This window comes from Okeania sp. SIO2F5 (assembly GCF_010692685.1).
Taxonomy (GTDB): Bacteria; Cyanobacteriota; Cyanobacteriia; order Cyanobacteriales; family Microcoleaceae; genus Okeania; species Okeania hirsuta.
Genome location: NZ_JAAHGU010000052.1, coordinates 1 through 15450, shown reverse-complemented (window position 1 = coordinate 15450; position 15450 = coordinate 1). Strand labels below are relative to the sequence as shown.

Below are 15450 nucleotides of genomic sequence, written 5' to 3'. Positions count from 1 at the left end.
GATATATCTTAAATTTCAGGTAACTCCCTTTATAACTCACAAATTTTCAAGGTGTTGGTGAATTTAGCTATGATTTTTGTGCTTAAGGAATAGGTAGGAAGGTTGCATGCAACGTCCCTACAGATTATTTCGTTATTCCCTAGCGCGTAGCGCTATAGATAAGCAATTACCATAAATCAATATAACATAGTAAAAATAAGGTTGAGGCAGGCTGTCAGCAAGGCACGCTTTGAATCTACACCGTTACTACAAAATCATGTATATCCAAAAGCTTAAACAAATTTTAATCCCATCAAATACCCCAAAAACAAATCAGAAAATATTCTGGCTAATTCTCAGCTTAACCTTCGCAGCAATATATAGCTTATTAGCACTTCAACAAGCATTTAGTGAAGAATATATTGTGCAAGACGATGCACGACAGCACGTTTTTTGGATGCGTCGTTTTTTAGACCCAGAATTATTTCCCAACGACTTAATTGCTGATTATTTTCAGTCTGTTGCACCATGGGGTTATAAAATTTTCTATTGGTTATTTGCCCAAGTAGGAATAGACCCAATTTTCCTGAATAAATTATTACCATTACCTTTAAGTTTGATAACTGGTGCCTACTGTTTTGGAATTTTTTTTCAGATATTGCCCATACCTTTTGCTGGTTTTATTGCCTCAGTATTATTAAGTCAAAATATCTGGCTTCAAGATGATATAGCTTCTGGCACACCAAGAGCTTTTTTATATCCTTTATTTCTGGCAGTTTTATACTATTTATTGCGAAAATCATTAGTTCCATTTTTAGTAGCGATCGCTCTATTGGGATTATTTTATCCTCAATACGTTATCCTGACTGCTTTGATTTTAATTATTAGACTTTTAAATTGGGAAAAAAGGCGGTTTTGTCTGAGCAAAAGTCCACAGGATTATCTATTTAGTGGAGTAGGTTTAGGATTAAGTTTGTTGGTAATTTTCTTTTATGCTTTAAATTCTAGTAATTATGAACCTGTAATTACAGCATCCCAAGCAAAAGTTTTGCCAGAATTTGGTGCAGCTGGTAGAAGTGTTTTTTTCTTACAAAATTCTTGGGATTTTTTCATCTTCGGCAGTCGTAGTGGCATTTTACCTCAACAATTATTTCTGCCTCACATATTAATACTTGGATTATTTTTGCCAATACTTTTTCAGAAGGAAGAAGGAAGAAGGAAGAGGGAAGCAAGAAGAAGGAAGAAGGAAGAGGGAAGAAGGAAGAAGGAAGAGGGAAGCAAGAAGAAGGAAGAAGGAAGAGGGAAGAAGGAAGAAGATAAAACCCATAACTTTGATGGGGCAAGAATTTTTCTGACAAGACCACCTTTAATTCAAAAAATAACACCGAATATTAAATTGTTAGTTCAGATTTTTTTTGCTGGTGTAGTTTTATTCGTGGCAGCTCATCTTTTATTATTCAAGTTACATTTACCAAGTCGTTACACAAATCATAGTTTTCGGATAATTTTAGCTATAGCAACTGCCGTTGTTTTGTGCATAATTTTAGATGCCGTCTTTCAGTGGGTAACTCAACAACCATCCGACAAAAGTAGAATAGTTGCAGGATTAATTTTTATGGGATTTTTAGGGATTTTACTTATTGGTAATTTTAGCTTGTGGAAAAATTTTTTTGACCTTGATTATCAAAAAGGTAAATCTCCAGAAATTTATGAATTTTTTGCTCAACAACCAAAAGATATTCTCATTGCTTCTCTCTCAGAAGAGGTGAATTATATCCCTACATTTTCTCAACGTTCGGTATTGTTTGCCTGGGAATATGCCATTCCCTATCATCTCGGTTATTACAATCAAATTAAACAACGAGCTACAGAATTTATTTTTGCTCAGTATCATTCAGATATTCAATTGATTCAGAATTTTATCAATACTTATGAAATAGATTTTTTAATCTTAGATCGTCAAGCATTTATGCCAAAATATGTTCTGAAGAATCGTTGGTTGAGACAGTGGTATCATCAAATGGGAAATCAGATTGGAATTAACCTCCAAAATGGAACTATTCCTGCCATAGTTGGCACTATAGATAAATGTTCAGTTTTAGAAACAGAAAAATTATGGGTTTTGGAAAGTAAATGTATTTTGCTTGAATAAGCAATAAGAAAAATACTGAAATTAGCAACCTTTTTCTTCTATATTTAATTTATCGTTATCAAGATTACATTTTTGCTATTCTTTTGTTAAATTTAAACTCGCTTATAGCTAACTTATATCTGATTTTTCATCCTCATGATAAGGATAGGAAAGTTCTCTTTGAATTCTCCGGATGCTAGATTTCCTTTCTCCAGATCCTAACAACATAAGTACCAATGATAACATAGGCGAAATAACAAATATAATTCCCCAAAAAACTATAAACCAGTTAGGATGCTGTAGCATTTCAAGCGAAATTTGCTCTGGGTTGTTAATAAAATTATTAACCTGCTCTACTTTTTGAGTAGCTACTAATTCACTTGAAGCAGAAAAAGCTTCTTGTATTGGAATTTCATCATATTCAGTCAAAAGAAATACTCCATATCCACTCTTTCGTTTATGACCCATTCGCTTTTTTTTAGCACCTTGAAGCTGTCCTGGAATAATTTCAGTAATACGTTTTCCAAGCAAGCCAAAATAAGTAACTTCACAGGTTACTTTTTGGTTTAACTGGAAGCGTTTACATTTTAGGGTTGTCAGTTCAGAACCAAATAACAAATATAATCCTAATACAAAGGCAAAAATAAAACCTATAGGTTCAGGAAGATTAATTTTTTTTGACATGGCTTATCATCAGATAAATATTTAGTAGACTTCTTGAAAATTATACAAAAATTTATCGCTCGATCGGCTATATATAGTTATTTAACTTAAGAATGAGACATTAAACTATACAATAATCACGCATAATTTCATCTAAAGATTTATGTGAATCGCCATACATTCTGGCTCTCTTTAATGCACTAAAATCATGTTCAATGTTATTTAAATCAGGAGAATATTTGGGGAGGAATATTACTTGATGTTCCGTTTCTTCTACCATTTCTCTAATTATATTTTTGCCATGGATTGGAGCATTATCCATAATTAATACTCAAGGAATTTCTCATGAGACTAATAAATATTTTTATCGCCAGCCTTCAAAGCCTTCTGCATTTAAACTTCCTGTGAATATCATTGGGGCAATTAGGTCCTTTTTTCTTTTTCTTCTCTAACCTAATAGGTGTTCTCTTTTTCCTCCCTTTCCTTGTCTGTCTCCATCAATTTTCTTACCTGTTTTTGACCAAGCATAAATACAACTGCTTTCCTCCTCAAATCCTGATTCATCAATATATACCCTTACTTTGACTTCCATATATTTTTATTAATTCTCTCCAGGAGCTATCATATTTTATTCTTTCTTTTCTATTGCTTTGTCTATAACGCAGTTCTTTTTTTTTCTAGTTATTTTTATTTTTTTCAGGGCACCCCAAATTGCTGTTGTACTGACTCCAAATTTTTCTGCTATGAGTTTAAGTTTTGCTTGTGGATTTTCTTTTATATCTTTTTCTAATTCTTTTATATCTAGTTTTCTGTGACGATTCCTTACTTTTGTGGCTTCAAGTTCTTCCCTATCTAACCATCTATATATGGATGCTCTTCCTATTCCAAAGAGTTTCGCTGCTTTGGTGATTTTACCACCGCTTTCTACGTAATCTATCACTTTTTTTCTTAAGTCTAAACTATAACTCATTCTTTAAACTCTCCTCAATTCTATTTGAGTATTTTACCCTATTTTTTTCTCATCCTTAAGTTAAACGACTATAGTTCTATGTTTTTGGGCAACAGAGATTAAGATTAACTTCTAAATAAATTTACAATATGGTGTTATTTCAGTTATCAGTTGTAAATTTTCTAGTATTATCTTTTCTATATGAATTCTATCTGGATTTAATACCTTATATCTACACGGTGTCTATAATTAGTTAGGGTTAATTCCATGAAGTAGTAACTTTTCAGTATCCCTATCCACTTTTTACTTCTTCCTTCTTTAAGGTAATGAAATGGTGAAAATTAACACTTTGAAAGATAAAATCCTCAATCCGATAGCTCAAATTTTTATATTAGGCTTAATTTTCGGAATTTCCTATACTCAAGACCCTCTATATACCTCAAATCAACATACTAAATTTTTACAAGGATTAGCTAAAGCTGATTTAGGTTATTTAAACCAAGATTGGTTAGCTAATAGACTCGACCCTTTACCCGCTTTTACTTTTTTAGTTCAAATTACTTACACTTACTTTCATGAAAACTTTTTCTACTTTTATTACATCCTCATTTTTGGCATCTATATTTACAGTATGCTTGGCATTGCTTCAGTAATTTTTAAAATTAATACTTCCCGACTCAAACTACTAATTTATTTTCTCCTGCTCCTGACTATCCACTGTCTACAAATTAGAATATTTGACTTTAAAACTCATGTACATCTCCACTATGGTTTAGCCGAACAATATATTCTCGGTGGATATTTTCAACCCTGTACATTTGGAGTCTTAATTATCTTTTCTATATATGCCTTTCTCAGAAAAAAACCTTTTTTAGCAGTCTTAGCTTTAGGAATAGCTGCAACCTTTCATCCCACATATTTCCCTAGTGCAGCTTTACTCACTTTAGCTTATCTGATTCTCACTTATAAAAATGAAAATAATCTCAAAAAATCATTATTAATAGCTGTCGTTTCATTTATATCTGTATTACCAGTAGTCAGTTATATGACTATTACTTTTAGACCCACGTCTCCAGAGCTTTTTCAAATTTCTGAAAGCTTACTTGTAAATCGAATTCCCCATCATTCCTTCCCCGATATTTGGTTAACTGAACCTGCCGCCCCAATTCAAATCTTAGTAGTAGTGATCGCTCTCTATCTCCTCCGCAAAACTAGACTATTTTTTATCTTATTTTTGCCCTTTGCCACAGCTACTATTCTGACAATAATTCAAATAATTTCTGTCAGTAATACTTTGGCGTTTCTTACCCCTTGGCGAGTATCCGCTTTTTTAGTTCCGATTTCTACTTGTATGATAAGTGCCTATATTGTGGCTGTTATTTTTGATAGATATTATCCTCAAATTATGAAATACAAAAAAACACTTGAAATTGGCAGTTTAGTAGGAATATATCTGTTCATATTGTCAGGAGTGGGAATACAACTAGAAAAGCTAACTATTAATCAAAAAGATACGCCAATTATTATGGAATATGTCAAAGAAAATAAACAGGCGGGAGATATATATTTAGTTCCTTACGCTTCTGGAAAATTCGTTGATTTTAGAATTGCTACAGGTGCGCCAATTTTGATTAATCTTAAATCTCATCCCTACAAAGATACAGAAGTTATTGAATGGCACAATAGATTATTAATGGCACAGCAGTTTTATGATAATTTTGCCATAGCTAAATGTCAGGCTTTGCAAAATTTAATTGATAAATATCAGATAACTCATATAATTATTAAAAATGATGATTCTATTCAATGTTCAGGAGTAGAAAGAACTTATATCGATAATTTATATAAGATGTATCAAATTATTGAAAAATAGCTACTATTGAAAAATTTTTCTTCTTTTCTTCCTTTATATAAACAGTTATCATTGACAAAATATTCCCTGTTTGATAAAGTTCAAAAAAATTACTAACAAAAAATGCTGAAAAATCTCTAATTAATCTAGGGAAAGCAAAAAAATAATTACAGCAGACTAGGTTCTTTATTAGGAGTCAGAAGTCAGTGAGGTTTAAATTACTAATGAAATTGAACGTAAAACCTACCATATATCACCGAAAAATTTAAGTCTGAAGCTTCTTCTTTTAAGAGGATAAAAAGCGGTTAATCTTTGCAGCTTTCCGTAGGGTGGAATGGCGAGGTCTCGGAGCCATACCTATGAGACAAAGAGAAAAAGAAGATTCCGTATTTTCTTGCCTCCTTATTACAGGAGGTACTGATAACTGATAACTGATAACTGATTTAATGTTCTATAAAAAACCTTATTTTACTTGGCTAAAAATATTTATTGCCATTACCTTAATCTTAGGAATATGTTTCAGATTCATAAATATTGACCGCAAAGTTTACTGGTACGATGAAACAATTACCTCCTTAAGAATTGCTGGTTATACTAGGGGCGAATTAGAAGATATAACCGATGAAGCTGGCATAATTAGTGGGAAATTTTTCCAGCAGTATCAAGGAACTAACCCTAATAAAAATGTCATTAATACTATCAACTCTTTAGCAACAGAAAACCCCGAACATTTGCCGATTTATTTTGTACTGCTCAGATGGTGGGTAAAATTATTTGGTCATTCTGTAGCAGTAACCAGAAGTTTCTCAGCTTTGACCAGCTTATTAATATTTCCTTGTATTTACTGGTTATGCCGAGAATTGTTCAATCAACCATTAGTTGGAGAAATAGCGATCGCTCTGACGGCAGTTTCTCCAATTTCAGTATTATATGCTCAAGAAGCACGGGTTTATAGTTTATTTACAGTCACAATTTTATTATCAAGTATTGCCTTACTTCGGGCAATGAAAATCCCCACTAAACGTAACTGGAAAATTTACACAGTAAGTTTAATCTTTGCGTTATATACTCATCTTTTTTCCATATTAGTAGTCTTGGGTCATGGATTATATATACTTTTAATCGAAAAACTAAAATTAACCAAAAAATCAAAATCTTATCTCCTAGCATCTGTTTCTGGATTTTTAATTTTTTTACCATGGCTAATAGTAATAATTGAGCATTTCGATGGCACAAAATGGGTATCTCAAGCAGCACCTTTATTAACCTTGTTGAAAAGATGGTTGATTAATTTAGGTTTTACTTTTATTGATATTCAAATTGGCTCTCCAGAAAGATTATTTGATGTCAAAAATATTGTTTTTGATAATGATGCTTTATTAAGTCTCAATACAATCTGGCCGTATCTATTATTGATAACTGTAGTCTTAGTCATATACTCAATTTATTTTATTTGTCGGAATGCACCTAAATCAGTAAGTATATTCATTTTAACCTTGATATTATTAACTCCTATAACTTTGATAATTCCCGATTTAATCTCTGGGGGACAACGTTCAACTATTCCTCGTTATTTCATCCCTACTTACTTAGGAATTCAAATATCCGTTGCTTATCTTTTGGCTACTAATTTAACCAACTTTAGTAACCAAGTTCAATATAAACTTTGGCAAATAGTAACAGTTACTCTAATTTCTGTAGGAGTAATATCTTGTGGAATTAGTTCCCAAGCAGAAACTTGGTGGCATAAATATAGTAGTTATTATGACCCTCAAGTAGCAAAAATAATTAACCAAACAAACAACCCACTTGTAATTAGTAATCATTCCCTGAGATTAGCTTCTCTAAGTTATTTACTTAATCCTCAAGTTAAATTTAAATTTGTTGAAGTGGGTGATATACCAGAAATTCCTGATGGTTTTAGTCATGTGTTTGTATTTCGCCCAGAATGGAGTTTAATTTCAGGATTAGAAACACAAGAAAACTCCCCACTAGAATTAGTTCATAACAGTGGAGAACTCTGGATTTTAAAAGCATCAGAAAAAAAGAGTCAGCGGAAATAAATCAAGTAGTTATTCAGGATAAATATTTATACCAATTACCATGCATTAAAGCTATACTTAGGTAGTACTTCAATTATTAAGTAATTAACACTAGCCTTATCACTTTTTTGATAATTAGCACCCTAGGAGTGCATTAATTATTATTATGTTGACTACTCCCTTACTTCCCCTCTTGGGAGGGGTTAGGGGTTAGTTCCCTACTCCCCTACTCAAGATACGGGTTGAAAAGTTTTTGAGAAATGGTATTACTTAAACCTCAGAATATTCGATGCAAAAATCTTACTTTCATTGGTTAAGAGTCTTAATTATAATCATCTTAATCTTAGGAGTCTACTTCGGATTCATCAATATTGACCGAAAAGTTTACTGGCACGATGAGATAATTACTTCTGTAAGAATAGCTGGCTATACAAAAGAAAATTTTTCTGACATTCTGAAAAAATCTGGTGTAGTCGAGCAGGAAAATTTACAACAATATCTAAATATCGACTCTAACAAAACTTTTATTAGTACCATTAACTCTTTAGCAACAGAAAATCCCGAACAGGTTCCCATATATTTTATACTTTTGAGATGGTGGGTAAAATTATTTGATAACTCTATAGAAGTAATCAGAAGTTTTTCTGCTGTAGTTAGCTTGTTAGTATTTCCTTGTGTTTATTGGTTATGCCGATAATTATTTAATAAATCATTAGTTGGAGAAGTAGCAATCGCTCTGACGGCAACTTCTCCAATTTTGGTCTTATATGCTCAAGAAGCGCGGGGTTATAGTTTATTTACTTTGACGGTTTTATTATCATATTTGCTTGATTCTAAGTGTCAAATTAACATAATTATTCATACACAATACTCTCCAGTTTTTTAGATTTAATATCTGAATTGTTGAGAGTCACAATTTTATTTATTAGCAAAATAATATTGATTTTTATTAATTATTCATAGAAGTAAAAACCGTGTAACAACATAAATACGTTCATTACTATAAGTTTTACTTATGGTATTTTTATATAGATACGAAGTGTTTGTCTTCATAGAATCTTTAGAAACTTTGGTACTACTCTACAACAAGGAACAGTGAGAAAAATATTTCTCTGTCTTACACCAATTTGATAAATATTTGCTACAAATAACTAGGTTATTTCTTAGAAGTCAGGAGTCAAAATGAATAGACATCTCTAAAAATCAAAAATCAAATCAATTCTCACACAGAATAGAATTTATCTTGCGTCAAGCGTCCTAACAGTTATGGCGACAGTTATGGCGGTTGCTATATTAGGTCAGAATTTATCTTTAGAGTACCGTCACTTTTTGTCTGGAAATAATTTTTTTTGCTGTTTTTATAGGAATTTAGTAGTTGACAACTATTTTTTTGTAACTATCTATGGACTATGGAAAAATTAATTTGCATAAGTTTTTAACTGCACCCACTCCAGTCAGATTTTGGTTTTATTTAAGTCTGGGTTTAGCAGCAATTTGTGGAATTTTAGGAATTATTCCCGCTTTTAGTAATGAATATGTAGTCCAGGATGATGCTCGCTCCCACGTTTTTTGGATGGCAAGATTTCTCAATCCCGAACTTTTTCCTAACGATATTATTGCTGACTATTTTCAATCTGTTGCTCCCACCGGATATACCTATTTTTATAAATTATTTTCCCTCATCGGCATTTCACCTTTACTATTAAATAAATTTCTGCCAATCGTATTAGGATTAATCACAACTGCCTATTGTTTTAGGGTAGAAATAGAAATATTCCCAGTGCCAATTGCCGGGTTTCTCAGCACATTATTTTTGAATCAAAATCTCTGGCTAAAAGATGACTTAATCTCCGCTACCCCCAGAGCATTTTTCTATCCTTTATTTTTGGCATTTTTATACTATTTCCTCAGACATTCTTGGTTAGGAATTGCTGTAGCGATCGCTCTGCTCGGATTATTTTATCCCCAAGGAGTTTTACTCTGTCTTGCTGTCTTAGTCTTAGATTTTATCCACTTCCGAAGTCGCCCAAAATTTATCATTTTAGCTATTGGTTTAACTACAGGTTTTTTCGTACTTTTACCCTATGCTTTGAATACCTCCGAATATAGTCCGATTATTACATTAGCTGAAGCTAAAAATTTACCGGAATTCTGGCCAGGGGGTAGAGCTTCCTTCTTTTCAAATAATAGTTTTGACTTTTGGTTAACAGGCGATCGCTCAGGCATTATCCCCCCAGAATGGTTATCTCAATCTTTCTTACCTCCTCAAGTTTGGGCAGGATTATTACTCATTTTATTAAGCTTAAAATATTTTTCAAAATACTTCCCCCTACCCAAAAAAATCACTCATAAAATAATCCTTTTACCAGAATTATTATTAGCATCAACCGGAATATTTTTAGCTGCTCACTTTTTACTATTTCGGTTACATCATCCCAGTCGTTACAGTCAACATAGTCTCAGAATAATTATGGCTTTAGCGGGTGGCATAGCCTTCACTTTGATAATTGATTTTGTCTGGCACAAATTTCGTCTACTCAACCAGTCCTCGAAAACAAAACCAGTAGCCAAAATCAAAACTATATCTATATATATAGTGCTAATTCTCCTCCTTTTATATCCAGCTTTAACCAACAACTTTCCTGTGACTAATTATGTTGTGGGAAAAGTACCCCAACTTTATGAATATTTAGCCCAACAACCTTCAGATATTCGGGTTGCTTCTTTAGCATTAGAAGCTAATAATATTCCTACTTTTGCTCAACGTTCAATATTAGTAGGTTCGGAATATGCTTTACCTTATCATCAGGGATATTATCGGGAAATAAAACAACGAGCTAAGGATTTAATCCAAGCACAATATAGTCCTGATTTAAAACAGGTACAAAATTTTATTGAAAAATATGGAATTGATTTTTGGTTATTAGATTCTCAAGGGTTGACTTTAGAATATGTCACGAAAAATCATCGTCTTAGACAATTAAATAATACTGCTGCTGCTGTAGTTAAGATGCAGATGGAAAATGGTGTCGTTCCCAGTTTGTTAAATGTTCAGAAAAGTTGTCAAGTTCTAGATATTCCAGACTTAGTTTTATTAGAAGCAAAATGTATTTTAGAGCTTCAATCTTAAATAAAAGAAATTACTAGATTTTTCATTGCATTAAGCACTAAAAAAAAAAGCGGCGCGGGAGGGAATTAGGGTTGCGCGGTACCAAAAATTCTGATACACTTTTGTTATTGGGTGGTACTCGCCCATACGCATGACTTTTTATTCAACTAAAAATCATGTTTTGATCGGCGATCGCAATACAGAGAATTAGAAATAATCACATTTTGTCATTTTGTGAAGCTCTAAAAAAGTGGCGTGGCGGAAGGGAATTAGGGTTGCACGGTACCAAAAATTCTGATACACTTTTGTTATTGGGTGGTACTCGCCCATACGCATGACTTTTTATTCAACTAAAAATCATGTTTTGATCGGCGATCGCAATACAGAGAATTAGAAATAATCACATTTTGTCATTTTGTGGAGATCTAAAAAAGTGGCGCGGCGGAAGGGAATTAGGGTTGCGCGGTACCAAAAATTCTGATACACTTTTATTATTAGGTGTCACTCGCCCATACGCATGACTTTTTATTCAACAAAGAAATAGTAGAACCAAAAATCATCAGTGTGGTTGGAAACTCAAACCAGTTTCAAATCAATAGAATTTTGTACCTAAAATATTGCTTCTGGATTGTCTAAAAAATTAAGAAAATTAGTATTAGTATTTTGCTTATTCTCTTCTTTTTTCTCCTTTCTCCTTCCTTCTTGCCTCTTCCTTCTTACCTCTTCCTTTATGATATAAAGAAATCGGGTTTTAACAAAAACCTCTGCACTTATATATTGTGAATATTTGATTTTATGGTCATCAGTTTCGATCAAGAAACTTGTAGTAATCTCAACATAGCTGAATCCTGCGAATGGTTAGTAACAAACGGTATTGGAGGCTACGCTTCTGGCACAGTAGCTAACATCCTAACCCGTCGCTATCATGGATTACTCATAGCAGCTCTCAAACCCCCATTAGGGCGTACATTATTGCTAACAAAACTAGATGAAACTGCCAAGTATAAAGGTCTAGACTATCCTCTTTACTGTAACCGTTGGGCTGATGGCACAGCAAACCCAGAAGGTTATCAACAAACAGAAAGCTTCCACCTAGAAGGAACAATACCAGTATGGAAATTTACATTTGCAGATGTGGTATTGGAAAAGCGGATCTGGATGGAACAAGGAGAAAACACCACCTATATTCATTATAATTTGCGCAATGGTAGTCAACCCTTAAACTTGGAAATTAAAGCATTAATTAACCATCGCGATCATCATCATCATACCAACGCTCAAGATTGGCAAATCAGCACCGAAAACATTAAAAAGGGAATCTGTATACGAGCTTTTCCTGAAGCAACACCCTTATATCTTCTGACAGATACTCATCGAGATGACAAAAAATTAGTATCCACACCTGCCAATAATTGGTATTACGGATTTAATTTAGCAGTAGAAAAATATCGCGGTCAACAAGAATTAGAAGACCACCTACACGCTGTCACCTTTAATGCACAAATTGAAGTAGGTAAATCTCTAACAATAGTTGCCAGCACAAAAGAAAATGCTACTACTAATGGCGAGAGAGAACTAGCTTTTCATCATAATTACGAACAACAAATAATCCAAAAATTTGCCACTACCAAAACATCTAACTCAGAAGTCAAAAATCCAGTCATTAAATTCTGGAAATCATTTACCCAGACAAAAGCTCAACCTACAGCCAAAATAACACCAGACTGGATCGACCAATTAGTATTAGCAGCTAACCAATTTATTGTTGATCGCAAATCGTCCAAACATCCATACGGCAAAACTATCCTTGCAGGTTATCATTGGTTTGAAGACTGGGGTCGCGATACAATGATTAGTTTACCTGGTTTAACTATTTGTACAAAACAATTTGATGTCGCCCGGTCTATTCTGTTCACCTTTGCTGAGTATGTTGACCAAGGAATGTTGCCAAACCGCTTCCCCGACGGTAGTAGTACACCAGATTATAATACTGTAGATGCCACACTTTGGTATTTTGAAGCAGTTCGTGCATATTATGAAGCTACAGGCGATCGCCAACTTTTAGTAGAATTGTTTCCAACTTTAGCAGAAATCATTGACTACTATCGCCGAGGCACCCGCTACAATATTCAGTTGGATACTGACGATGGTTTAATTTATGCCGGAGAAACAGGTTCACAGATTACTTGGATGGATGCCAAAGTAGGTGATTGGGTAGTGACACCGCGTATTGGTAAACCCATTGAAATTAGTGCGCTTTGGTATAATGCTCTGCAAATCATGGATAAGTTTGCCCAACAGTTGGGTAAGGATAATCTAGATTATGAAAGGTTGGCAAGGTTGATAAAGGAAAAGGGTTTTGCTCGTTTCTGGAATCAAGAGAAAGGTTATTGTTACGATGTACTTGATACACCGAATGGTAATGATGCTGCTTTGCGACCTAATCAAATATTTGCCTTATCATTACCAGCGATCGGGAAATTTAGTTATCCACCTCTACTAACTCCAGAGCAGGAAAAACAAGTGATGGATATATGCACATACAAGCTATTAACTCCTTATGGGTTACGCAGTTTAGCTAGTGACGATCCTGAATACAAAGGTGTTTATGGAGGTGATATTTATCAAAGAGATGGTGCTTATCATCAAGGTACTGTCTGGGGTTGGTTGATTGGTCATTATGCTGTAGCGCATCTACGAATTTATAACAACCAAGCAAAAGTTGAGGAGTTATTAAAACCGATGGCAGAACATTTAATGGTGCATGGTATTGGCAATATCAGTGAAATTTTTGATGGTAATGAACCGATGACACCCCGTGGTTGTATTGCTCAAGCGTGGAGTGTTGCAGAAGTTTTACGAGCGTGGTCAGTAATTAATGAATAATGAATAATGAATAATTAATAATTAATAATTATTCATCAAATGAGTTAGAAAGTACTCCAGTAGGGTGCGTTAGACGGCAAAAATATAAGCTCTCAAAGGCATTTAACAATCCGTCGTAACGTACCATTTTAGCTATTTGTTATAATCAAACCAAAAAAGTTAGTGAGTTGAACAATGCTTAAAATAGCCATTGATGGTTTAGATGCTGTCCAAGTTATTGAAGAAATTCTGGCAATTGAAGGTATAGAAGGTAGTTATGAAATAGTTGGTAATGAAAGAGCAGATCTTTTAGCAACCATCGCGACAATAGTTGGAATTGGTGCAGGAACTTCTGTCATTATTAATAATACTCTGACCATTGCATAGAAGATTTTTCAGTGTTTAAAAAAACATGAGAAAAAATTAAATAAGATCGAAATTGTTTCTGGAGAAAAACTACTTTTACTGAAGGATGCAACTGTAGAACAAATCAAAGATATTTTGGAAAGTTTCTGAGAAAATAGCTATGCAAATTCTACACCTAAACTTGAAATTAATAGGAGATAATTATACTGAATTTCGACACTTTTGGAATCATCCTAACGATTACCAATCTTATCAATTATCTCTGACAGAAATTTCTGCTCTAATTGAAAAGTTAGAGAGAGGTTATTACACAAGACTGCCAGACGACTACGCCAAAACTGGTCAAAGACTTTATAATTGGTTGGATGGAAATGACCGTATTTTGCAAAGAGAACTCAATAAGTATCGACGGGAAGGAATTGTCTTAGCAATTTCTACCTCAGAAAGATTAGCTCATTTACCTTGGGAATTGCTCCATGATGATAATGGATTTTTAGTTCAGCGTAAACCTGCCATTATTCCTGTTCGTTGGATGACAGATAGTCAACAAATTTATTTTCAAAATCAACCTCATAACCGAGCATTAAATGTTGTGTTTATGGCAAGTTCCCCCCGCAATACTAGAGACGATTTTCCTGAACTTGATTTTGAAGCGGAGGAGGGAAGTATTTTAGAGGCAACTAAAAGAACACCTCTATATTTAGAAGTAGAAGAAAGTGGTTGTTTGACTGAGTTAGGTTATCTGGTGGAAAGTCAGGAAGAGAATTTTTTTGATGTTGTTCATCTCACAGGTCATGCAACTTTTGAGGATAACAAACCTTGCTTTATTACTGAGACAGAATATGGAGATGCAGAATATAGTAGTGCGGAAGATATTGCCACAGAATTACAATTTCAGCACCCGAAACTAATTTTTTTATCGGGTTGTCGGAGTGGATATTCACATCAGGAAAATATTCCGTCAATGGCAGAATCTTTATTAAGTCAAGGTGCAACAGCAGTTTTAGGATGGGGCGATCGCGTATTAGATACAGACGCAACAACAGTAGCAGCAAAGCTATATCAGGGGTTGTCTTCTGGCAATAAAGTAACTGAAGCATTAGCAGAAACTTACCAGGAATTAATTAAGGTTAATGCTAGAGACTGGCATAAATTACGACTTTATGTGGCGGGTAGTTTACCGGGAGTATTAGTAACTCCCTTGAGAAAACCAGGTAGGAAACCTGCACCCCGTTACCAGAAAACTATTGAATTTAGAGACCCAGAAGGTAGACTTAGGGTGGCAACTCGTCAAGATTTTGTGGGTCGTCGCCGTCAGTTACAAAATTGTCTCCGTGCTTTTAAGTTAGATGATAGGTTGGGAGTATTATAGCAATGAGCGCTGGCATCTTTACATATTACATAAATATTGATAATGTAACATAAAAGTAACTGTATGAGCTGTATTTTTCATAAATTAGGCGATCGCTAAAGGTTAAAGTTTTAAGGATGCGT

12 protein-coding genes are annotated in these 15450 nt (G+C 33.8%); 8 read left to right on the top strand and 4 right to left on the bottom strand.

The window, feature by feature from the left end:
- The first annotated feature begins 229 nt into the window (after window positions 1–229).
- Window positions 230–2131, top strand: coding sequence for a hypothetical protein (locus tag F6K27_RS17285; protein WP_287300898.1), 1902 nt, complete (start codon window positions 230–232; stop codon window positions 2129–2131).
- Window positions 2132–2239: 108 nt separating this feature from the next.
- On the opposite strand, the gene F6K27_RS17280 is transcribed toward F6K27_RS17285, so the two are convergent.
- The 4 genes from F6K27_RS17280 to F6K27_RS17265 form a co-directional block, all read right to left on the bottom strand.
- Window positions 2240–2794: a hypothetical protein gene (locus F6K27_RS17280; protein WP_287277032.1), complete on the bottom strand. Its 555-nt coding sequence runs from the start codon at window positions 2792–2794 to the stop codon at window positions 2240–2242.
- A 100-nt stretch (window positions 2795–2894) separates the two neighbouring features.
- Window positions 2895–3095, bottom strand: coding sequence for a transposase (locus F6K27_RS17275; protein ID WP_287277030.1), 201 nt, complete (start codon window positions 3093–3095; stop codon window positions 2895–2897).
- Window positions 3096–3221: 126 nt separating this feature from the next.
- Entirely contained in the window at window positions 3222–3365 is a 144-nt protein-coding gene (locus F6K27_RS17270; protein WP_287277028.1) for a hypothetical protein, read from the bottom strand.
- Between the two features lie 36 nt (window positions 3366–3401).
- Entirely contained in the window at window positions 3402–3743 is a 342-nt protein-coding gene (locus tag F6K27_RS17265; RefSeq protein ID WP_287277026.1) for an IS630 transposase-related protein, read from the bottom strand.
- A gap of 310 nt (window positions 3744–4053) precedes the next feature.
- Here F6K27_RS17265 and F6K27_RS17260 point away from each other — a divergent pair, with 310 nt between their 5' ends.
- The 7 genes from F6K27_RS17260 to F6K27_RS17230 all read left to right on the top strand — a co-directional run bounded on the left by F6K27_RS17260 (window position 4054) and on the right by F6K27_RS17230 (window position 15328).
- Window positions 4054–5595 carry a DUF6798 domain-containing protein gene (locus F6K27_RS17260; RefSeq protein WP_287277025.1) on the top strand — a complete coding sequence of 514 codons (1542 nt, stop codon included), beginning with the start codon at window positions 4054–4056 and terminating at the stop codon, window positions 5593–5595.
- A gap of 425 nt (window positions 5596–6020) precedes the next feature.
- Window positions 6021–7637 (top strand): glycosyltransferase family 39 protein, encoded by a 1617-nt coding sequence (locus F6K27_RS17255; protein ID WP_287277023.1) that lies wholly within the window; start codon window positions 6021–6023, stop codon window positions 7635–7637.
- Window positions 7638–7905: 268 nt separating this feature from the next.
- Window positions 7906–8313, top strand: a complete 408-nt coding sequence (locus tag F6K27_RS17250) for a hypothetical protein (protein WP_124145649.1) — start codon at window positions 7906–7908, stop codon at window positions 8311–8313.
- A gap of 705 nt (window positions 8314–9018) precedes the next feature.
- Window positions 9019–10746: a hypothetical protein gene (locus F6K27_RS17245; protein ID WP_287277022.1), complete on the top strand. Its 1728-nt coding sequence runs from the start codon at window positions 9019–9021 to the stop codon at window positions 10744–10746.
- A gap of 774 nt (window positions 10747–11520) precedes the next feature.
- Window positions 11521–13611 (top strand): amylo-alpha-1,6-glucosidase, encoded by a 2091-nt coding sequence (locus F6K27_RS17240; RefSeq protein ID WP_287277020.1) that lies wholly within the window; start codon window positions 11521–11523, stop codon window positions 13609–13611.
- A gap of 174 nt (window positions 13612–13785) precedes the next feature.
- The gene (locus F6K27_RS17235; RefSeq protein ID WP_287277017.1) at window positions 13786–13977 is read left to right on the top strand and encodes a hypothetical protein; all 192 of its coding nucleotides are present in this window, start codon (window positions 13786–13788) and stop codon (window positions 13975–13977) included.
- A gap of 139 nt (window positions 13978–14116) precedes the next feature.
- Window positions 14117–15328 (top strand): CHAT domain-containing protein, encoded by a 1212-nt coding sequence (locus F6K27_RS17230; RefSeq protein ID WP_287277015.1) that lies wholly within the window; start codon window positions 14117–14119, stop codon window positions 15326–15328.
- The last annotated feature ends 122 nt before the right edge of the window (window positions 15329–15450 follow it).